This is a genomic window from Pseudomonas sp. FH4 (assembly GCF_000510915.2).
Lineage (GTDB): Bacteria > Pseudomonadota > Gammaproteobacteria > Pseudomonadales > Pseudomonadaceae > Aquipseudomonas > Aquipseudomonas brenneri.
In genome coordinates, this window is record NZ_AOHN01000018.1 from 83,645 (window position 1) to 104,456 (window position 20,812).

General features: G+C 60.9%; 14 protein-coding genes. 10 read left to right on the forward strand and 4 right to left on the reverse strand.

The genetic code is table 11. The features are described from left to right. The first annotated feature begins 36 nt into the window (after positions 1-36). The 5 genes from H097_RS13140 to H097_RS13160 all read left to right on the forward strand — a co-directional run bounded on the left by H097_RS13140 (position 37) and on the right by H097_RS13160 (position 8,068). Positions 37-3,213 carry a hybrid sensor histidine kinase/response regulator gene (locus tag H097_RS13140; protein ID WP_032860239.1) on the forward strand — a complete coding sequence of 1,059 codons (3,177 nt, stop codon included), beginning with the start codon at positions 37-39 and terminating at the stop codon, positions 3,211-3,213. Between the two features lie 34 nt (positions 3,214-3,247). Further along, positions 3,248-3,892, forward strand: coding sequence for a response regulator (locus tag H097_RS13145; protein WP_032860240.1), 645 nt, complete (start codon positions 3,248-3,250; stop codon positions 3,890-3,892). Positions 3,893-4,028: 136 nt separating this feature from the next. After that, complete coding sequence (locus tag H097_RS13150) at positions 4,029-4,625, forward strand: fimbrial protein (RefSeq protein ID WP_032860241.1); 597 nt, start codon at positions 4,029-4,031, stop codon at positions 4,623-4,625. Between the two features lie 73 nt (positions 4,626-4,698). Continuing rightward, positions 4,699-5,448: a molecular chaperone gene (locus H097_RS13155; protein WP_032860242.1), complete on the forward strand. Its 750-nt coding sequence runs from the start codon at positions 4,699-4,701 to the stop codon at positions 5,446-5,448. A 97-nt stretch (positions 5,449-5,545) separates the two neighbouring features. Then, positions 5,546-8,068 (forward strand): fimbria/pilus outer membrane usher protein, encoded by a 2,523-nt coding sequence (locus tag H097_RS13160; protein WP_050593352.1) that lies wholly within the window; start codon positions 5,546-5,548, stop codon positions 8,066-8,068. Positions 8,069-8,247: 179 nt separating this feature from the next. On the opposite strand, the gene H097_RS13165 is transcribed toward H097_RS13160, so the two are convergent. From H097_RS13165 to H097_RS13175, 3 genes are all read right to left on the reverse strand, one after another. After that, positions 8,248-11,919: a translocation/assembly module TamB domain-containing protein gene (locus H097_RS13165; protein WP_082445581.1), complete on the reverse strand. Its 3,672-nt coding sequence runs from the start codon at positions 11,917-11,919 to the stop codon at positions 8,248-8,250. Continuing rightward, on the reverse strand, positions 11,919-13,646 hold the full coding sequence (locus H097_RS13170; RefSeq protein WP_032860244.1) for an autotransporter assembly complex family protein: 1,728 nt from the start codon (positions 13,644-13,646) through the stop codon (positions 11,919-11,921). Before H097_RS13170 ends, H097_RS13165 begins: the two co-directional genes overlap by 1 nt. 64 nt (positions 13,647-13,710) lie before the next feature. After that, positions 13,711-14,361, reverse strand: a complete 651-nt coding sequence (locus H097_RS13175) for a GNAT family N-acetyltransferase (protein ID WP_032860245.1) — start codon at positions 14,359-14,361, stop codon at positions 13,711-13,713. 187 nt (positions 14,362-14,548) lie between these two features. Here H097_RS13175 and xthA point away from each other — a divergent pair, with 187 nt between their 5' ends. Together xthA and H097_RS13185 are read left to right on the forward strand one after the other, a co-directional pair. Continuing rightward, complete coding sequence (gene xthA, locus H097_RS13180) at positions 14,549-15,361, forward strand: exodeoxyribonuclease III (protein ID WP_032860246.1); 813 nt, start codon at positions 14,549-14,551, stop codon at positions 15,359-15,361. A 156-nt stretch (positions 15,362-15,517) separates the two neighbouring features. Beyond that, positions 15,518-16,858, forward strand: a complete 1,341-nt coding sequence (locus tag H097_RS13185) for a phosphate ABC transporter substrate-binding/OmpA family protein (RefSeq protein ID WP_032860247.1) — start codon at positions 15,518-15,520, stop codon at positions 16,856-16,858. Positions 16,859-16,954: 96 nt separating this feature from the next. Here H097_RS13185 and H097_RS13190 read toward each other — a convergent pair whose 3' ends face one another. Next, positions 16,955-18,184, reverse strand: coding sequence for an acyl-CoA dehydrogenase (locus tag H097_RS13190; RefSeq protein ID WP_032860248.1), 1,230 nt, complete (start codon positions 18,182-18,184; stop codon positions 16,955-16,957). A gap of 151 nt (positions 18,185-18,335) precedes the next feature. Here H097_RS13190 and H097_RS13195 point away from each other — a divergent pair, with 151 nt between their 5' ends. From H097_RS13195 to H097_RS13205, 3 genes are all read left to right on the forward strand, one after another. Beyond that, on the forward strand, positions 18,336-19,265 hold the full coding sequence (locus H097_RS13195; protein WP_032860249.1) for a LysR family transcriptional regulator: 930 nt from the start codon (positions 18,336-18,338) through the stop codon (positions 19,263-19,265). 70 nt (positions 19,266-19,335) lie between these two features. Continuing rightward, positions 19,336-19,737: a MerR family DNA-binding transcriptional regulator gene (locus H097_RS13200; protein WP_029298346.1), complete on the forward strand. Its 402-nt coding sequence runs from the start codon at positions 19,336-19,338 to the stop codon at positions 19,735-19,737. Positions 19,738-19,751: 14 nt separating this feature from the next. Further along, positions 19,752-20,651, forward strand: a complete 900-nt coding sequence (locus tag H097_RS13205; protein ID WP_032860250.1) for a hydroxymethylglutaryl-CoA lyase — start codon at positions 19,752-19,754, stop codon at positions 20,649-20,651. The last annotated feature ends 161 nt before the right edge of the window (positions 20,652-20,812 follow it).

The following is a 20,812-nucleotide window of genomic DNA, read 5'->3' on the forward strand; positions in this document are numbered from 1 at the left end:
CGACCGTTTTCCCCTTCCCGCCTGCCGGGTCGCGTAATGAATCAGCCCAATGCCTTCCTGGAGAAACTGGCCAGCAGTTCACTGCGCCTGAACAAAGGCTTGATGGTGCTCGGCGCCCTGGTGCTGGTGCTGGCGGGGATCAGCTACGTGGGCGTGCAACGCATGATCGGCGAACAGAGCGACACCACGCGCTTTCACTTTGCCCGGTTGATGGAAAACATCGCGGAACAACAGGCCTTTCTTGCCACGGTTTCCCAGCAAAGTGCCCAGGGCGACCTGTTGCCACCGTTGACCTCTGCACAGCCCACACCCAGGGCGTTGCCCGAGCAGGGGCCGAATATTTATGAAGGCCGGGAGTTCAGCTATTCCCTGCCTTACAGCGTGAAGCTCAACCCGGCACGTATTGCCCCCAGCCAACGCACCAAGGTGTTTGACCTGGCCGCCCACCTGACGGCTTTCTACAGCGCCTTCTGGTCGGCTTCGCACTATCAGTCACCCCAGGTTCTGCTGTTCAACGGGCCGGACAACTTTGATATTTCGGTACCTTCAGCCGGTGCCCTGCGTGATGCAGGGCAGATCCAGGGCGGGGCCTTTGCCGATGTGGTGCACCGGGTAGAAACCAGCCTGCACGAAAACCCTCGCCAACCGCCGGACAACCAAGTCCACTGGAAAGCCTTCGGTGACGCCTCCAGCAGCGCGGTGACCCCCACCTTGCTCGCCTATATCCACATTGACCTGGCCCCGACAAGCCTGCATATCCAGGGCGCCAGCAGCCATGTACTGGTCGCCTCGCTGCTGGCACCGTCCCAGGTCAATAACATCGAGCGCCTCATGCAGTGGTCGATCTACGACCACTTCACCCTGATCGCACCGTCCGGCGAAGTGCTGGCCGGGGCCCAGAACGCAGGAAAAGTCCTGGAAAACGGGGTGAACTTCACCCGTGATGGGCTGGTGTTCAAGCTGACCAGCCCCGATGCACAACCCTGGACGGCGATCTATGTCATCGGTTTCAAGAGTTTCTTGAGCTATGCCTTGTGGCCGCTGCTGTGCCTGGCCGTGCTGATACTGGCAGGCCTGGGCGGCGGCCGAGCCTTCAATCGCTGGTACAAAAACCATGTAATCCTGCCCGCCCACCAGGCCCACGCCAGCATTGCCGAAAGCGAAGCCTTCAGCCGTGCCGTGATCGATACCGCACCGGCCGGCCTGTGCGTGATACGCCGCAGCGACCATCACGTGCTGCTGGAAAACCAGCGCGCGCGGCAGTGGCAAGGCACGCCAAAGCTGATCAATGCCCTGTGCCAGCACTGCAACCTCAGCGAGTCCGGCCAGGCCGACCTGGAGATCGACGGGCGCCATCTGCAAGTGGCCTTCATCAATACCCGCTATCAAGGCCAGGACGCCTGGCTGTGTGCCTTCCATGATGTGACGCGGCATATCGAAGATGCGATTGCCCTGGAAGACGCCCGCCACGCCGCCGACTCAGCCAATGAAGCCAAGACCCGCTTCCTGGCGACCATGAGCCATGAGATCCGCACGCCTTTGTACGGCGTACTCGGCACCCTGGAATTACTCGGACTGACGCCGCTGCAACCGCGCCAGCAGGATTACCTGCACACCATCCAGCGCTCCTCCGCCACGCTGTTCCAACTGATCAGCGATGTGCTGGATGTGTCGAAGATCGAGTCCGGGCAAATGACCCTGGAAGCCCAGGACTTCTGCCCCCTGGAGCTGACCGAAGACACTGTGCGCACCTACAGCGCCTTTGCCCGGGCCAAAGGCTTGCAACTCTATGCCTGCATCGACGCGACGGTGCCGGACCGGGTGCGGGGCGATCCGTTGCGGATCCGGCAGATTCTCAACAACCTGCTGAGCAATGCCATCAAGTTCACTGACCACGGGCGAGTGGTGCTGCGGCTACGCTCACTGGATGCCGACCGGGCGCGCCTGCAATGGCAGGTCAGCGACTCGGGCGTGGGCATTTCACAGGCCCAGCAGGTGCAGTTGTTCGACCCGTTCTATCAGGTCCACGGCACCGGCCATCAAACCGGTGCGGGGCTGGGCCTGGCGATCTGCAAATGGTTGTGCGAGTTGATGGCAGGCTCGCTGACCGTCGTCAGCGAGCCTGGCCTGGGCAGCAGCTTTACCCTGCAACTGGACCTTGAACCGGTAGCCGGCACACTGGCCGACTGCCCCGAGTTCGCGCCGCAGGCGCCTGCGATTTATGTGCGCGCACCAGTGCCGGAGTTGGCGCAGCACCTGTGCGCCTGGCTCAATCGCCTGGGCGTGGAAGCCAGCCCTCAGTTGCCACCAGCCCTGTCGTCAGCCGTGTGGGTGGATGTATTGCCGAGCGCCAAAGATGCGCCCTGGCCTGGATCACGTGTGATCGCCAGCGCCGACGGGCCAAACCCGCCGGCCTACGCGGGCGGCGCCTGGCAGGTCGATGCCTATGATGTACGCGCGATTGCCTGGGCCGTGTGCCTGGCGCAGGCTGGCAGCACAGGACCGAGCCGGCCAGCGCAGCCCGAACACACGCAACGCCTGAACCTGAAGGTCCTGGTGGCCGAAGACAACCCGATCAATTCAGCGATCATCAAGGAACAACTCGAAGCCCTCGGCTGCTCGGTGGTGACCGCCGTCAACGGCGAGCAGGCTCTGGTGCAGTGGCGGCCTGGGCAGTTCGACCTGGTGCTGACCGACGTCAATATGCCGCTGATGAATGGCTATGAACTGGCCCAGGCCCTGCGCCAACAAGATGCCGATATACCCATCATCGGCGTCACGGCCAACGCCTTGCGCGAGGAAGGCGAGCACTGCGCGGCGGTCGGCATGAACGCCTGGATGGTCAAGCCACTGAGCTTGTCGACCTTGCGCAAGCAACTGTTGCTGCATTGCAAGGCAAACGTGGCAGAGCCTGGCATCGTCGTGATGGACCAGGTGCAGTTATCGCCGAAAATGCGTGAGCTGTTTGCCAGCACCCTGCAGGTCGATATACAGGGTGTGCGCGCAGCACTGGAGCGTACCGATGCCAATGCCGTTGCCCAGCAACTGCACAGCATGGCCGGTGCCCTGGGCGCGGTGCGGGCAGAAAACCTGGCCACGGCCTTTGTTGACCTTGAGTGCCGGTTGATGGGCTTGAGCGTCACCCCCGCCCTGGCACAGGAGGTTCGGGGGCAGCTCGAACGCCTGGAGGCTTTAATCGATACGCTTGGGTAACTTCACCGTCTTTTCGCCTTATGGATATTGCGTCATGGAAAAGTTAAACGTAGTCATTGCCGACGATCATCCGATCGTACTGGTGGGCGTTCGCGAGTTGGTAGAGCGCGATAAGCGCTTCAACGTGGTGGGCGAAGCCCTGGACTCCACCGAACTGGTCAACCTGCTTGAGCAGCAGTCGGTCGACGTGGTGATCACCGACTTCAATATGCCGGCCGACTCCCCCTACGGCGACGGCCTCAAGCTGGTGGAATACCTGACGCGGCACTTTCCAGCGGTGCATATCCTGGTGCTGACGATGATCTCCAACCCGCTGATCCTGACCCGGTTGCAGGAACTCGGGGTGGTCGGGGTGATTCAGAAGAACCAGTTGCACGACGAAATCCAGGTGGCGCTCAAGTCCATCGCCAATGGCACGCCTTTCCACAGTGCCGGGCCACAATCGACTTCGGTCATTGAGTCCGTCGACCTGGACGAACGCTTCACTTTGTTATCGCCCAAGGAGCACGAAATATTGCGCCTGTTCATCAGCGGGCAAAGTGTCAATGAGATTGCACGGGGGTTGAATAGAAGCGCCAAGACCATCAGTACGCAAAAAGTATCGGCCATGCGCAAACTGGAAGTTACCAGCGACCAGGCGTTACTTGCTTACTGTATCGAGCGCAAACTTTTCAACTAACAATAACAACTAAAAAACCCTGCGGCAGCGCTCAAATCCGCGCTTCTAAGGATCGTCTGATTCCTCCCTTTGGGGGGGTTCTATATCGTGTTCTGGCACTTCATAGAACCTCTTAACCCAAACAATGGAATTGAGCATGAAAAAGCTTTCCCTCGCACTTCTGACCCTTTCGATGTTCGCCGCCACTGGCGCCGCTTATGCAGCTGAAGGTGATCCGGTAGCTCCTGTCAAGGCTGGCAGCGGCACCATCAACTTCACCGGCGTGATCAACAACGACGCATGTTCCGTTGAAGGCGCTGGCCTCAACAAAAACATTTCCGTGGAAATGGGTGAAGTGTCCATCAAGGACATGGGCACTGCTGCTGCACCGATTGGCAGCGGCAAACTGAGCGCTGAAAACTTCGACATGAAGATCAACTGCAACGCGGGTACCAAAGTGGCGATGCTCTTTGAACCCACCCGAGGCGCAGGCACGGGCATCGTGGCCGGCACCAAGGTCTTGAACGTGATTGGTGGTCTGGGCGCTGCCAAGAACGTCGGTATTGCCCTGCTCGACGCCAATGGCGCGATCATCGACCTGAGCTCGCCAGCCGCGGCCAAGATCGAGAGCAATCTGCAAGATAGCAACGCAACGCTGAAGTTCTCCGCAGCCTACGTCACCACTGCTGCACTGGACACCGTGGTTGCCGGTCGTGCTGACGCTACCCTGCCGTTCACCCTGCAATACGAATAAACCTGCAACACGCCTGAACCCTGGTGCGGGGCTTTACAGCCCCGCCCTTTCTTCCAAACCAGCGGTACTCATCATGTTTTCTCATTCCTCTCGGTCATTGTGCCTGGGCCTGCTTGGCCTCTTCGCCATCAGCCAGGCCCATGCCAGCATTTCCCTGAGCGCCACCCGCCTGGTGTTCGACGGTCAGCACAAGGAAGCCGGCATTACCGTGCGCAACAGCGGTGACGCCGTGTTGATCCAATCCTGGATCGATACCGACAGCGCTGATGCAAACTCAGTGCCTTTTGCAGTCACCCCGCCGTTGGCCCGGGTCAGTGGCCAGGAGCAGCAGTTACTGCGGGTGATCTACGAAGGCAAAGGCATGCCAACCGACAAAGAGTCGGTGGTCTGGCTCAACGTCCAGGAAATCCCCCAGGCCTCGAAAACACAAAACACCTTGCAGCTTGCAGTGCGCCAGCGCATCAAGGTGTTCTTCCGCCCTGCCGGGCTGGAATCCAACGCCTATCAGGCCCCAGTAGCGTTGTTATGGCGCCTGGAAGAGCGTGCTGGCAAAACCGTCCTGCGTGTCAATAATCCGGGGCTTTATCACGTTTCAATCGCGGATATAACACTTGAGTCAGGGCAACTAAAAGATAAGCCTTTTGATTCAACGATGATTGCACCCGGCGAACAAAAAGAGTTTGCACTGAAACAGCTAGATCGCACCCACACAGCCACATTGCTATTTAGCAGCATCAACGATTACGGCGCACAAGATCGATATACCGCGAAACTGTCCAACACTGCCGACTCCCAGGCCACACCAGACAAAGAGTCGCCTTAACGTACCTGCCTGGTTGGCACACGTACTTCTACCGTATTTCTCTTCGCTCCGTTAGTTCGTATCGGAGGTGATATAGGTTTCCTACATGTTTTTATTTATGCGCAGCAGATTAAATCTTGGCGGGAACCGCTGTGGGCGGCTGACTCAGTGGGCGCCCCTGCTTATTGTCATCACCTCCAGCACCACGTGCCTGGCCGAAGGCAGCGAGCAGGCGTCCGTTGAACAGTTCAACACCACGTTTCTGCAAGGCGCACCGTCCTCTGTCGACCTGCAACTGCTGCTGGCAGCCAACAGTGTGTTGCCTGGCAACTACCGGGTTGACCTCTACAGCAACGACACCCTGGTGGGCCGTCGCGATATCGACTTTCGCCGCAACCCCGCCAACGGCAAGGTTGATCCTTGCCTGACCCTGGAAATGCTGCAACAACTGGGCATCGACCTTGCCAAGCTGCAAGCCAGTGAAAAACTCACCCTCGATGACCCACAAGCCTGTTATGACCTGCCCGCCCTGATTGAGCACGCCAGCGTGCGCTACGACGTCCCCCGCCTGCGCCTGCTGGTCAGCGTGCCGCAACAGGCCATGGAGCGCGGCCGCCGTGGCTACGTGGACCCGGCCTTGTGGGACGACGGCGTGTCGGCGGCGTTTATCAACTATCAGTTGAGCAGCAACCGTAACCACACCGACTACAACACCACGCTGTCCAATAACCTGGGCCTGCGCAACGGCATCAACCTGGGCGCGTGGCGGCTGCGCAACGAATCGAACTTCAACAGCAGCACCGGCCGCCCCAGCACCTTCAAGAGCAACCGCAGTTACCTGCAACATGACGTGACCGCCTTGAAGGGCCAATTCAGCGCCGGCGATATCTTCTCCGATGCCGACCTGTTCGACAGCGTGCGCTATCGCGGGCTGAAACTGGCGTCCGACGAGGGCATGCGCGCCGACAGTGAGCGCGGCTATGCGCCGATCATCCGTGGCGTGGCGCAGACCAGCGCGACCGTGGAGATCCGCCAGAACAACTACACCCTGTACACCGCCAACGTGCCGCCGGGCCCGTTCGAAATCAGCGATATCTACCCCAGCGGTTCCAACGGCGACCTGGAAGTGACCGTCATCGAAGCCGATGGTCGGCGCCGGGTCACCATGCAAGCGTTTTCCAGCCTGCCGATCATGGTTCGCCAGGGCCAGGTGAAATACAGCGTCTCGGCCGGTAAGTACAACAGCAATAACGACGACCAAGCGACGCCACAGTTTGTCAGCAGCACCCTGGCCTACGGCATCAGCAGCAACCTGTCGGGCATTGTCGGGGTACAGGCAACGGAGAACTTCCAGGCCCTGTCCCTGGGCGCCGGTCGCAATACGCCGATTGGTGCGGTTTCGGTGGACGTGACGCACTCCTCCAGCCGCACTGAAGGCCAGAAAGTCCAGGGTAATAGCCTGCGGGCGTTGTATGCCAAGACGTTCACCGGCACCGATACCAGTTTTACCCTGGCCGCCTATCGCTACTCCACTGAAGGCTATCGGACCCTGACCGACCACGTCGAGGAACTGAGCGCCGATGGGCTCAAGCGCACGGGCAACTCGAAAACCCGTACCGACCTGACCGTCAACCAGAGCCTGGGCCGCAACCAGCAGTACGGCAACGTCTATATGAACGCCAGCGACCAGCGTTATTGGGGACGCGGCGGCTCCCAGAGCGTGTCGGCGGGCTACAGCAACTACTGGGGCGAAATGAGCTACAACCTGTCAGCCACCTATTCCAAGGATGTTGGCAATTACGGGCCGGCGAACAATGACACCCTGGTCAACCTGTCGCTGTCGTTCCCCTTGGGTTCGGCACCTCGCGCGCCACGGGCATTTGTCTCTGCCAGTACGCAAAAGAACAGCGACAGCACCCAAGTGGGCATCAACGGTTACCTCTCGGAAAACAGCGACACCTACTACTCGGTGCAAGGCGGCAATAGCAGCAACGGCGGCAGTACCGGTTCGGCCAACCTCAGCACCCGCACCTCTGTCATGGACATCAGCGCAGGGTATGGCCAGGGCAGCGGCTACAACTCGCAAAACCTCAACCTGTCCGGCTCGATCGTGGGCCACGCAGGCGGTATCAACCTGGGGCAGACCGTGGGCGAGACCTTTGCCCTGGCCGAAGTGCCGGACGTGGCCGGGGTGAAAATTGGCAGCTACAGCGGCGCCGAGACAGGTCGCAACGGCTTTGCCGTGGTGTCCAACGCCCAACCCTATCGGGTGAACTGGATCAGCCTGGACACCCGCGACCTGGGGGCAGACATCGAGATCGATAACGCCACCCAACAGGTGGTACCACGCCGTGGTGCAATCGTGTTGGCGCGGTACATCAGCAAGACCGGGCGCCGCGTGCAGTTCGCGTTGTTTGATGCCCAGCGCCAGCCGATTCCATTTGGCGCGGCCATCGAGGACATGGCAGGCAAACAGATCGCGATTGCCGACCCTAGCGGCAAGGCCCTGGCGCTGATGGAGCAGGACTCAGGCACCTTGGTCATCAAGTGGGGCGAGCAACAATGCCAGGCGCCCTATGCGCTGGCAGAACGTGACAAGGCGCTGAACTTTGAGCGGGTGTCGCTGGTGTGCCAGCCCTAGGCCAGAGGATCACGCAAAACATGTGGGAGCTTGCTCTAATGCCAGTCAGTTAAGGCTTTTTTGTAGGAGCGAGCTTGCTCGCGAAAAACTTACAGGCGCCGCATTCATTCAGTAAGCACGCGTTATCGTTGACGTTTTTCGCGAGCAAGCTCGCTCCTACATTTTTTGACCACGTCACGTCAGAAATCCCGTTTGTAGAAGATATCCAATGAGCTGGCCACGCCGCTGGCCACTTCCAGATACACCCTCTTGCTCAACAGATAGCGCAAGGCAATGGTGCTGGCCGGCTCAAACACCCCAACCCCGTAACGCAGGCTGAGTTTCTCGGTGATCTTGCCGCTGGCCACCACTGCCGTGTTGTTGCCACTGCCCTGGGTATCGAGTTCGAAGTCCTGGATCCCCAGGTTCTTGGCGATGTCCGAAGTCACCCCGGCACTGCCCATCAAGCCCAGGCCCAGCGCTGCCTGCGCCAGCATGTTGTTGTCTTCACCCGTAGTGCTCAACGGACGCCCCAGCACCAGGTACGACAGCGCCTGCTCCTGGCTCATCGCCGGCTCCGAGAAGATCTGTGTGGTGGGCTGTTCGGCGCTACCGCTCAGGCGGATCCCGGCGATCACGTCGTCGGTCTTGCGGATGGCTTCGATGTCCAGATACGGCTGGTCGAGGGGCCCGGCAAACATCAGGCGCGCACGGCGTACATCGAGTTTCTGGCCGTAGGCACGATAGCGACCATCGTTGAGCCAGAGCTCGCCACGGGTGTCCATGTTGTCGCCGATATGCACCTGGCCCTGAACCTTGGCGGTCAGGCCGAAGCCGGCAAAGTTGAGCTGGTCCTCGCCCACCACCACGTTGATATCCATGGCCATCGCCATCGGCGGCTTGCCCTCTTCGGTCTGGCTGCCGACGATCACCGTGTCGTCCGAGACCTTGACGGTCGACGGCGGCAGTTCGCGCACGGTGATATCACCACGCGGGATGTGGACCTTGCCGGCAATCGCCAACTTGTCGTCCTTGAGGGTGATTTTCAGGTCCGGCGCCACTTCAAGTTCCGCGTAGGGTTCGACCGTGACCGGCAGTTGCGAGCCTTGCAGGCTGAGATCGACCGCCAGGGCGCGGCCCCAGTCGATCTGGCCCTTGAGGCTGCCCTGCCCGGCCTTGCCACTGCGCCAGCCGCCGTTGAGTTGCACGCTTTCACCGGCAATCAGCGCCTGCAGGTTCAGGCCTTCGAGGCTGATGGGCAGTTCAGGTCCGGAAATCTCACCGGCGATCAGGTTGACGTTGCCGTTGACCTGCGGCGCCAGCAGCCCGCCGGAAATCCGCCCGCTGCCGTTGAGCTTGCCGTTGAGGGTTTCCACCATCGGCACGAACGGCCGTGCTACCGCAAGATCGAGGCCGGTAAGGCTGAAATTGCCGGAGATCGGCTTGTTCTTCGCCAGTGGGTTGATCTGCGCCTGCAACAACAACTCACCGAGCTTGCCGCCGCGGAAATTCAGCTGGGTATCAATGCGCGTGGGATTGAGCGTGGTTTCCAGCTTGAGGGTGTCGTAGGGGAAATCCAGCCACTGGTCCTTGTCCTTGACACGCAAGGTACCGCCGCTGGCATCCACCGAGACCAGACCTTTGGGGCCGCTGGCCGGCAGGTCGAGCTGGATATCGGCGTTGAGCTTGCCCTGCCAGGCAAAATCCTTGGGCAGCCATTGCGCCAGGCTGTCGATGGGGAATTGCTTGAGGTGGTAGCGCAGCTTGGGATCGGGCATCAGACGCTGGTCTTCACCACACAGGCTGGCGGGCCCGGAGACCCAGCAATGGGCGGCGAAGGTCAGCTTGCCGTCGGCCATGCGCTCGATTTTCGCCGGGGCTTGCAGCTTCCAGTCCTGGCCACCGGCCTGTATATCACCGCTGGCCAAGCGCCCGCGCCAGTTGCCTTGGTCGAGGTTGCCGTCCAGGGCCAGGGCCAGCTTGACCAGCGGCCCCATCAGGTCCAGTTGGACTTTCTGGCTCTTGATATCGCCCTGGGCGCTGGCGGTCAGGGTGCCGAGCTGGGTGTCACCGGCCTGGATGCCGCTGCCCTTGAGGTCGATCTTCGCGCGCTGGGCATTATCCAGGGTGGCGTCCAGGCTGAGGGCTTGCAGGCGATTATCTTCAAATGCCAGTTGCTGGCCCTTGAGGTCGAGCTTGCCTTGCGGCGCCTTCAAGGTACCGGCCACGTCGAGCCGGCCATTGACCTGCCCACGCAACTGCGGCCACAACTGGGCCAGGCGCGCGAGCTTGATATCAATCTGCCCAGCCAGGCGTTGTTGCAGGCTGCCACTGCCGTTGATGCGGTTGTCGCCCAGGCGGATATCCAGGTTGGCCAGGGTCCACTGCTCGCCCGCACCCTCGGCCTTGGCGGCCAGCACGGCGGTTTGGCCGCGCAGACGGCCCTTGAGGTCGAGGTCGGCATTGAGCTTGAGTTGCTCGTTTTTCATTTCGCCCTGGCTGCGCAGCGGCCCGGCGAGCGTGCCCGGCAGTTCCGCGACCCAGTACGCCGGGTTGATCGCCGACAGGTCCAGCGCGGTATCCCAGGCGATGCCATCGGCAAATTTCAGGTTCAGGTGGCCTTCGGCCTTGCCCTGGCCGGCAACCAGCTTCAGCTCCGGCAGGAACACTTGGGTCAGGTCGCCACTGAAGGGCGTGACCAGGCTGAACTTGCCGGCCGGGCCATCGAGGTCGGCCTTGAGATTGCCCAGGTAGTTGCCGTCTTTATAAGAGACTTCTCCATTGAAGGTACGCAGCGCTACTTGCGGCTCATCAATCACTGGGTAGAGGCGATGCCAGGGAAAGTCCAGCCAGTCGATTTTTGCGTCAGCACTGAAACCCTGCTGCCAATCCAACTGAGCACTGAGCTTGAGGCTTTGCTTGTCACCGGCCGTCAGGTCCAGGCCGGCGATCTGCGCGCCCTTGGCATCGACCCGGCCTTGCAGCAGCAGGTCGACCGGGCCTTTCTCGGCGGGCAGCACGGCTTTGCCCAGCAGTTGATAGCCTTTGCCCAGGTCGCCCTTGGCGGTGAGGTCCAGTTGATTGAGCTGCAAGGTATCCGGCAGGTCGGCGCTGGCCTTGAAACCATCGGCGGTAATGCGCACCTGCGCCGGCAGGTTCTCGACCAGGGGTTGCAGCTCGCCGCTGAGCTTGGCCGGCAGGTAGCCGCTGCTGTCGGCGTCGAGCTTGAGGGTCTTGAGCAAGTTGCCCTCGACGTTCAGTGCCACCGTCCACGGCGCACCGCCAGGGGCGTAGGGCAGGCTCAAGTTGCCGGTCGCCGTCAGCGGCCAATCGCCACTTGGATTAAGCAAGCCACTGAGGTCCAACACCAGGCCGTCGCGCTGCAGGTGTACCGTGTCGATCTTCATCCCTTCGGCGGTCCAGTGTGCCGCCAGTTGCAGGCCTTTGAGCTCTTCGCTGCCATTGAACAGCAGACTACCGACGCGCACGTCGCCCAGCTCGATGGCTACGGGCAGGTTCAAGTCCGGCAGGGTAATCGGGCCACTGCTTTCTTCGGTGCTGGGCGGGAATTGCAGGCTGATCTGCTCGACGTCCAGTTGCTGGATACACAAGGTCATGCGCAGCAGGCACGCCGGCGACCAGTCGAACTTCGGCGCATTGAGTTCCACGCGGCTGCTGTCTTGTTGCCACAGCAGGCGGTCGGCGCTCCATTGCCCGCCGAGGCGGCCCTGGAAATTGTCCACGGCCAACCCCGGCACCTGGCCCAGGGTCCAGCGGCTGCCGACTTGTGTGCCCAATACGGTCCACACGGCCAGCAACACCAGGGCGATCAGCGCCACCACGCTCAAGCCCGTTATTTTCAAAGCACGCATCACAACTCAGGCCCCATGGAAAAGTGCAAACGAATACCGCCCGGATCTTCCAGGGCATGGGCCAGGTCGAGACGAATCGGGCCGACCGGCGAAACCCAGCGCACCCCCACACCGACACCGGTTTTCAGGCTCGGCAAATCCAGGTTGTTAAAGGAGTTGCCCTGGTCGACAAACGTCGCGATCCGCCACTTTTCGGCGATGGAATACTGATATTCGGCGCTCAAGGCCACCATGTAGCGGCCACCGATGCGGTCGCCCTTGTTGTTTTCCGGGGACAGGGTCTGGTACTCGTAGCCGCGCACGCTCTGGTCGCCACCGGCAAAAAAGCGCAGGGATGGCGGCACGGACTTGTAGCCATTGGTGGCACTGCCGCCAAACTGCGCACGGCCGAGGAAACGGTGCTTGTCCCACACGGTGGTCAAGCCCTTGATCATGGCGGTGCCATAAAGCAGGTTGGTGTCCGAGCCCACCCCCTCCTTGGCCACCTTGGTGTCGAATTGCAGGCGGTAGCCGTTATGCGGGTCGATGCGGTTATCACTGCGCAGGTAGGAATAGCTCAGGCCCGGCATCAGCAAATTGCTCAGGCCGGAGTCATCGCCCAGGCGGTATTCTTCGCGCTGCCATTTCAGCGAGATCACCCGTGTCCAGCCGCTGGGCAACTTGCTGTGCCATTCCGGGCCGAGAGTAAGCAGCTTGCTCACGGTGTCGGTATTGGCCATTTCTTCGTTCTGGTAACCACCGGCGAAGCGCAGCTTGTCGGTCAGCGGCGGATCGAGGGGGATGTCATACCACAGGCCGACGTTCTGCCGCGGCGCCGACAACTCGGCCTCCCAGCCATAGCTGTGGCCTTGGGGGTTGACCCAGTGACGGGTCCAGTTGGCCTTGCCGCGCGGGCCGACGTCGGTCGAGTACCCCAGGCCGAGGCCCATGGTCCGTGGTTTGCGGGTTTGCAGTTGGACGGCCACCGGGATCACATCATTGGCTGCCGCAGCCGGGGCGGCATCCACACGCAAGCTCTCGAAAAAGCCGCTCGATTGCAGCGCCTGGTTCAGTTCGGCAATCAATTCGGAGTCGTAAGGCGTGCCACTTTTGAACGGCACCATGCGTTGCAGCAGTTCTTCGTCAAAGGGTGTATCACCGGCAAAACTGACCTTGCCAAGGGTGTAGCGCGGGCCGCTGTCGTAGACCAACTCGATATCGGCCACACCGGCCTGGGGATCGACGGATAGCTTCTGGCTGCTGAAACGACCACTGAAAAAACCGAACCGCGAGGCCTGATTCTGAATCAGGCGCTTGGCATCTTCGTAATGGCCATGGTTGAGAACGGCGCCGGACTTGAGGTCTTTACTGTCGGGGACACGAAAGGACTTGAGCTCGGCCGCCGGGCCGTCGACCCGAATCGTGACATTACGCAGATGCACGGGCTCGCCGGGGTCGATGCTGAGGATCAGGCGCGGGTTCTTGCCGCCCTTTACCTCACTGGCAATCTGCGGCTGGTAAAAGCCCAGTGCCTGGGCGGCCTTGCGGGCCTGCTCCTCGGCACCACGACTGAAGCGCTGCAAGGCTTCCTCGTCACGCTCGCCAACCCCGCCGATATAGCCTTCGATATTGGCTTTCAGCGCGTCGTTTGAAGGTTTGATGCGCACGTCCAACTCGCTTTGCGCCAATGCGCCGCAGCTTGTGAACAGCAGAATCAAGCCGCTGGTAACTCTATTGGGAAACTTCATAGGCGCGGATGCTACACGAGCAAGGGAGCACCTTAGAACCGGGAATCATCTGAATAATTCTGTGTTAAGGCGTTGCAGGTTGTAACACCTGTGGATTCGGGTGAAAAAACACATGCTCCAGGATCGGTCCTACGGCCACCTCGCCCACTTCTTCATAACCCTGGCGCTTGTAGAATTCCAGGTACAGCGGGTTGCCGGTGTCCAGCACCACGCCCTGGGAGTGCGGGTCTTCGGCACACCAGTTATGCACGGCCTCAAGCAGTTGCTCACCGTAATGTTTGCCCTGAAATTGCGGGTGAATCCCCAGCAACGGCAAGACATGCACTGACGCGGACGGCAGGCAGGCCAACACCGCCTGATGGTAGTCGAGGTAGCGCCGGGTGCATCTGAAACCGGTGCCCAGCCACATGCGCAATTGCCAGGCCCAGCTTTCAGTGATGCCCAGGCGCCGCTGCGGCGGTGCAATCAGGGCAATGCCGATCAGGCGGTCATTGACCAGCAGGCCAATGGCCGGTAATTCCTGGAGAAAGTGCTGCTTGACCAACTCGCGCACGGTGGCGCGTACCCGCTGCTCGTAGCCGGAACGCTCGGCTTCGAACAGGTAGGCAAAGGTCGGCTCATGGCGATAGGCGTGATACAGCAGCGAACGCGCTTCGCGCGAATAGCCGCTGTCGAGCAGGTGGACCTGGGCAATAGCGGTCGAGGTGTCGGGCATCAGTCGTCTCTCCCCTGGACGCAACTCAACAGGTCGCGCTCTTATTGTTACGAGCCCGGGGCAACTGAGTCGTTCCCTGCCATTGGCTCCCTGAGAGACATTAGCAGTGCATCTGTCCTACCGCCACGCTGGCCCCCGTCCGACTTGTCGGCTAGCATCGCCCTTTTGCCAGACTGGACTGCCGACCATGAAAATCGTCTCCTTCAACATCAACGGGCTGCGCGCCCGGCCTCATCAGCTGGCGGCCCTGATCGAGAAACATCAACCGGACGTGATCGGCCTGCAGGAAACCAAGGTCCACGACGACCAATTCCCGCTGGCCGAAGTCCAGGCCCTGGGCTATCACGTGTACTACCACGGGCAGAAAGGCCACTACGGTGTCGCCCTGCTTTCGCGCCAGGAACCGCTGGCCTTGCACAAGGGTTTTGCCAGCGACGAAGAGGATGCCCAGCGCCGGTTTATCTGGGGCACATTTGCCGATGAGCATGGCAACCCGATCACCATCATGAACGGCTATTTCCCACAGGGCGAAAGCCGCGATCACCCGACCAAGTTCCCGGCCAAGCAGCGCTTCTACGAAGACCTGCAACAGCTGCTAGAAAGCCAGTTCAGCAATGACCAGGCCTTGGTGGTGATGGGCGACGTCAACATTTCCCCCGAGGATTGCGACATCGGTATCGGTGCCGACAACGCCAAGCGCTGGCTCAAGACCGGCAAATGCAGCTTCTTGCCGGAAGAGCGCGAGTGGATGGCCCGCCTGAAGAACTGGGGCCTGACCGACAGTTTCCGGCACTTGAACCCGGACGTGGCAGATCGCTTCAGCTGGTTCGATTACCGCAGCCGTGGGTTTGAAGACGAACCCAAGCGCGGCCTGCGCATCGACCTGATCATGGCCTCCAATGGCCTGTTGCCACGAATCAAGGATGCCGGCGTGGACTATGAACTGCGCGGCCTGGAAAAGCCCTCGGATCACGCGCCGATCTGGCTTGAACTGAGCTGATTCTTGCGACAACGCAGTCAAAAATGTGGGAGCGGGCTTGCCCGCTCCCACATTTAGATCTGTGAATACATTTGGCTCTGTTGGGCGCCAGTCATATTATGGAAACCTTACTGACTTAATCTGCCCGCACTTCCTATGGCTTGAGAAGGTGGCGGCATGATGCTGCGCGCTCTGTACCTGCTGGCACTCTGCAGCACTTTTCCTCTTGTGGTCCTTGCAACCCCTCTTCCCTTTCCCGAACACGGTCCGGCCCTGCGCATCCAGGGCTCCAACACCATTGGCGCGGCGCTGGGGCCGGCACTGGTCAAAGGCTTGATGGAACAACAGGGGCTCAAGGCCATACACCGCGAGCCGGCGCCCCGCCCCAATGAGCAACGCATCGTCGGCAGTACGGCCCAAGGCCAGCGTGTGTCAGTGGAAATCGCCGCCCATGGTTCCAGCACCGGCTTTGTCGCGCTGAAAAATGCCGAGGCGGACCTGGCCGCCGCTTCGCGCCCGATCAAGGACCGTGAACTGGTCGAGCTCGAACCCCTGGGCGACCTGAAAAGCCCCGGCGCCGAACAGGTGATCGCCATTGATGGCCTGGCAATCATCCTGCATCCACGCAACCCACTGCACACCTTGAGCAGCGGGCAACTGGCGCAGGTTTTCAGCGGTGAAATCAGTACCTGGGAAGCCTTGGGCGGCAGCGGTGGCAAGATCCAGCTATACGCCCGCGATGATCAATCCGGCACCTACGACACCTTCAAGGAACTGGTGCTCAACCGTCACGGCAAAACCCTCGACAGCACGGCAAAGCGCTTCGAATCGAGCGAGCAATTGTCCGACGCGGTCAGTCGCGACCCACAAGGCATTGGTTTTATTGGCCTGCCCTACGTACGCCAGGCCAAGGCGGCGGCCATCAGTGACGGCGACTCCCAGGCCATGTTGCCGCAGAACAGCCTGATCGCCACCGAGGATTACCCACTGTCGCGCCGCTTGTTCTTCTACCTGCCACCCAATAATACGAACCCCTGGGCCGCAGCGCTGGTGGACTTTGCCCAAGGCGCCCAAGGCCAGGCCATCGTTGCCGCCAATGGGTTTATTGCCCAACAGGTCCAGGCCATCACCGTGCAGCCACGGGCGCCGATGCCCGCGGCCTATCAGGCCATCGCCCGCGAGGCGCAGCGACTGACTGTGAACTTCCGCTTCGAAGAAGGCAGTGCCAGCCTGGACAACAAGGCACGCCAGGACCTGGCGCGGGTGGTGGCTTATCTCAGCAGCCACGACAAGCTCGACAAACGGGTGACGCTGGTGGGGTTTGGCGATGCCAAAAGTGATCCGCAGCGCGCGGCATTGCTCTCGAAATTGCGCGCGATGGCGGTACGCCGGGAACTGCTCAAGAGTGGTGTGGTGTTGCGCGATATTCGCGGCTTTGGCGCCGAGATGCCGGTGGCGACCAATAGCGTGGATGAGGGGCGGATCAAGAATCGCCGGGTGGAGGTCTGGGTTTATTGAAGCCTGAAGACGGGTGTTGATTGCCCCCCGCTATCGCGGACAAGCCCGTTCCCACAGTGTGGAAGCGGGCTTGCTCGCGATACAGGCGACGCGGCCTTACTGGCCGCTGCGCATCAGCTCTTTAGGCACATATTTGCCAATTTCAAACTTGCCAATCGCCGCCCGATGCACTTCATCCGGGCCGTCGGCCAGGCGCAGGGTGCGCTGCATGGCATACATATAGGCCAGCGGGAAGTCATTGGAGACCCCGGCACCGCCGTGGATCTGGATCGCCCGGTCAATCACCTTCAAGGCCACGTTCGGTGCCACGACCTTGATCTGGGCGATTTCACTTTTCGCCACCTTGTTGCCGACCGTGTCCATCATATAAGCGGCCTTCAAGGTCAGCAGGCGTGCCATGTCGATTTCCATCCGCGAGTCGGCAATCTTGTCGATGTTGCCACCCAGGCGCGCCAGCGGCTTGCCAAAGGCAGTGCGACTGACCGAGCGTTTGCACATCAATTCCAGGGCGCGCTCGGCCATGCCGATGGAGCGCATGCAGTGATGGATACGCCCGGGGCCAAGGCGACCCTGGGCAATTTCAAAGCCTCGGCCTTCACCCAGCAAGACGTTTTCGTACGGCACCCGCACGTTGTCGAACAGTACCTCTGCATGCCCATGGGGTGCGTCGTCGTAGCCGAACACCGGCAGCGGGCGGACGATTTTCACACCGGGCGCATCCACCGGTACCAGAATCATCGAGTGCTGCTGGTGGCGCGGCGCATCCGGGTTGCTCAACCCCATGAAGATCAGGATCTTGCAGCGCGGGTCACAGGCGCCGGAGGTCCACCACTTTTTACCGTTGATCACCCATTCGTCACCCTGGCGTTCAGCGCGGGCGGCCATGTTGGTGGCGTCGGAAGACGCCACGTCCGGTTCGGTCATGGCGAACGCCGAGCGGATCTCCCCGCGCAGCAGCGGCTCCAGCCAGCGCTGTTTCTGCTCTTCGTTGGCGTAGCGCACCAGCACTTCCATATTGCCGGTGTCGGGCGCCGAGCAGTTGAAGGGCTCCGGCCCGAGCAAGGAACGGCCCATGATTTCTGCGAGCGGCGCGTATTCCAGGTTAGTCAGACCAGCGCCCAGCTCGGACTCCGGCAGGAACAGGTTCCACAGGCCTTCAGCCTTGGCGCGGGCCTTGAGCTCTTCCATGATCGCGGTGGGCTGCCAACGGTCACCTTCGCTGACCTGGCGTTCAAACACCGGCTCGGCGGGGTAAACGTAAGCATCCATAAACGCGGTGACGCGTTCACGCAGTTCCTGAACCTTGGGCGAATAGGCAAAATCCATGAGCAGCTCCCTTCTTTGAGAGGTTGTTTAGGTCATGCAATCGATGCTAGAACAGCGTTGATAATTTACCTAGCCTATTCTCGGCGTGTATTAACATTCATCACCGATATATGATCGGCGCATGAAAACCTAACAAGAAGAGCGCAGCGAAATGAATCTGAGCAAGGTCGACCTCAATCTTTTCATCGTCTTTGACGCGATCTACACCGAAGCCAACCTGACCCGCGCCGGGCAGATCGTCGGCATTACCCAGCCGGCCGTATCCAACGCCCTGGCACGCCTGCGCGAGACCTTCAACGACCCGCTGTTCGTGCGCACTGCCCAAGGCATGGTGCCGACGCCCATGGCCCAGAACATCATTGGCCCGGTGCGCAACGCCTTGTCGCTGTTGCGGGTATCGGTGCAGGAAAGCCGGATCTTCAACCCGTTGCAAGCGGCCAAGACCTACCGCATCAGCATGACCGACCTCACGGAGGCCGTGATCCTGCCGCCGCTGTTCCAGCGCCTGCGCCGCCTGGCGCCCACGGTGATCATCGAAAGCTTTTTGTCCAAGCGCCGGGAAACCACCAAGGAACTGGCCGCCGGCCGCCTGGATTTTGCGGTGGACGCGCCCCTGAACACCGACCCGCAAGTGCGTCACGTCAAGCTGATGGAAGACCGCTACGTGTGCGCCATGCGCAAGGGGCATCCGCTGGCGGGCAAGGAAAAATTCAGCCTGGATGACTACCTGGGACTGACCCATATTCATATTTCCAGCCGCCGCAATGGCCTGGGCCACGTCGACCTGGCACTGGGCAAGATGGGCATCCAGCGCAAGATCGCCCTGCGTTCGCAGCATTACCTGATGGCTTCCCAGGTATTGCAGCAGACCGATATGGTGATGACCGTGCCCGAGCGCTTTGCAAGGCGTAACGACCTGCACTCGTTCAACCTGCCGGTCAATGATGTGCCGCCGGTGGAAACCCACTTGTACTGGCATGAAAGCACCGACCAGGACCCGGCCAACCGCTGGATGCGTGAGCAGATGATCGAGTTGTGCCAGCAGGTCACGGCGCGCGAGAAGAAGTTGGATAACCCGTAGGCGGTGATTTGCTTGACGTTTACGTCAAGCAGCCATTAGCGTAGCGCCAAGACCCTCCTTGAGCGCCACCATGAGCACGACCTACAGCATCTCCGACCTGGCCCGCGAGTTGGACATCACCACCCGGGCCATTCGCTTCTATGAAGAACAAGGTCTCTTGAGCCCCGAACGCCGGGGCCAGGAGCGTATCTATTCGCCACGGGACAAAGTCAGCCTGAAGCTGATCCTGCGCGGCAAGCGCATCGGTTTTTCCTTGGCCGAGTGCCGCGAGTTGATCGAGCTCTACGACCCCACCAGCGGCAATCAAAAACAGCTGCACAGTATGCTGGCGAAAATCAGCGAACGTCGCGAGCAGTTGGAACAACAGTTGCTCGACATCGAACAGATGAAGCTGGAGCTGGACACCGCCGAAGAACGTTGCACCCAGGCCCTGGAACAGACAATCCAGAGCCAGGTCGGCCAACCCCAATAAAAAAGGTAGATCCCATGTCTCTCCCCTCCCATGTGCGCCTGGTCGAAGTCGGCCCGCGCGACGGCCTGCAAAACGAAGCGCAACCGATCAGCGTGGCCGACAAGGTACGTCTGGTCGACGCCCTCAGTGCGGCGGGCCTGGGCTATATCGAAGTCGGCAGTTTTGTCTCGCCTAAATGGGTACCGCAGATGGCCGGATCGGCCGAGGTGTTTGCGCAGATCCAGCGCAAGCCGGGGGTGATCTACGGCGCCCTGGCACCGAACCTGCGCGGGTTCGAGGACGCGCTGGCGGCCGGGGTCAAGGAGGTCGCGGTGTTTGCGGCGGCGTCCGAGGCGTTTTCCCAGCACAATATCAACTGCTCCATCAGCGAAAGCCTGGAGCGCTTTGCGCCCATCATGGCGGCAGCGCAGCAGCACGGCGTCAGTGTGCGCGGGTATGTGTCCTGCGTGCTGGGCTGCCCGTATGAAGGCCAGGTCGCCCCAGAACAAGTGGCCGCAGTGGCCCGTGAGTTGTATGCCATGGGCTGCTACGAGGTGTCTTTGGGCGACACCATCGGCACCGGCACCGCAGGCGCCACTCGGCGGATGTTCGAGGTGGTGGGCAAGGACGTGCCACGGGCAAAACTCGCCGGGCACTTCCATGACACCTATGGCCAGGCCATCGCCAATGTCTACGCCAGCCTGCTGGAGGGTATCGAGGTGTTCGACAGCTCTATCGCCGGCCTCGGCGGCTGCCCCTATGCCAAGGGCGCCAGCGGCAACGTGGCGACCGAGGACGTGCTGTACCTGCTCAACGGCCTGGGCATCGAGACCGGCATCGACATGGACATGTTGATCGTGGCGGGCCAACAGATCTGTACGGTCCTGGGTCGCCCCACCGGCTCACGCGTGGCCAAGGCCCGCAGTGCCCATTGAGTAGCGCACCCGTGACGATGTGTTACCTCGCGGCTACACATCGGGTAACACGGGAACATATTTTGTCGCATTTCCTGAAGTAAATTTCCCACGAAAAAATCAAACCATTGATTTTAAAGGGTTTTAAAAAGTTGGCACGGCTTCTGCTATCTCTATGGCAT

Coding starts and splice junctions, on each gene's coding strand:
- H097_RS13175 (WP_032860245.1), bottom strand. CDS start 14,361: ATGCCCGACACCTCGACCGCTATTGCCCAGGTCCACCTGCTCGACAGC.
- H097_RS13170 (WP_032860244.1), bottom strand. CDS start 13,646: ATGAAGTTTCCCAATAGAGTTACCAGCGGCTTGATTCTGCTGTTCACA.
- H097_RS13165 (WP_082445581.1), bottom strand. CDS start 11,919: ATGCGTGCTTTGAAAATAACGGGCTTGAGCGTGGTGGCGCTGATCGCC.
- H097_RS13160 (WP_050593352.1), top strand. CDS start 5,546: ATGCGCAGCAGATTAAATCTTGGCGGGAACCGCTGTGGGCGGCTGACT.
- H097_RS13190 (WP_032860248.1), bottom strand. CDS start 18,184: ATGGATTTTGCCTATTCGCCCAAGGTTCAGGAACTGCGTGAACGCGTC.
- xthA (WP_032860246.1), top strand. CDS start 14,549: ATGAAAATCGTCTCCTTCAACATCAACGGGCTGCGCGCCCGGCCTCAT.
- H097_RS13205 (WP_032860250.1), top strand. CDS start 19,752: ATGTCTCTCCCCTCCCATGTGCGCCTGGTCGAAGTCGGCCCGCGCGAC.
- H097_RS13140 (WP_032860239.1), top strand. CDS start 37: ATGAATCAGCCCAATGCCTTCCTGGAGAAACTGGCCAGCAGTTCACTG.
- H097_RS13200 (WP_029298346.1), top strand. CDS start 19,336: ATGAGCACGACCTACAGCATCTCCGACCTGGCCCGCGAGTTGGACATC.
- H097_RS13155 (WP_032860242.1), top strand. CDS start 4,699: ATGTTTTCTCATTCCTCTCGGTCATTGTGCCTGGGCCTGCTTGGCCTC.
- H097_RS13145 (WP_032860240.1), top strand. CDS start 3,248: ATGGAAAAGTTAAACGTAGTCATTGCCGACGATCATCCGATCGTACTG.
- H097_RS13185 (WP_032860247.1), top strand. CDS start 15,518: ATGATGCTGCGCGCTCTGTACCTGCTGGCACTCTGCAGCACTTTTCCT.
- H097_RS13195 (WP_032860249.1), top strand. CDS start 18,336: ATGAATCTGAGCAAGGTCGACCTCAATCTTTTCATCGTCTTTGACGCG.
- H097_RS13150 (WP_032860241.1), top strand. CDS start 4,029: ATGAAAAAGCTTTCCCTCGCACTTCTGACCCTTTCGATGTTCGCCGCC.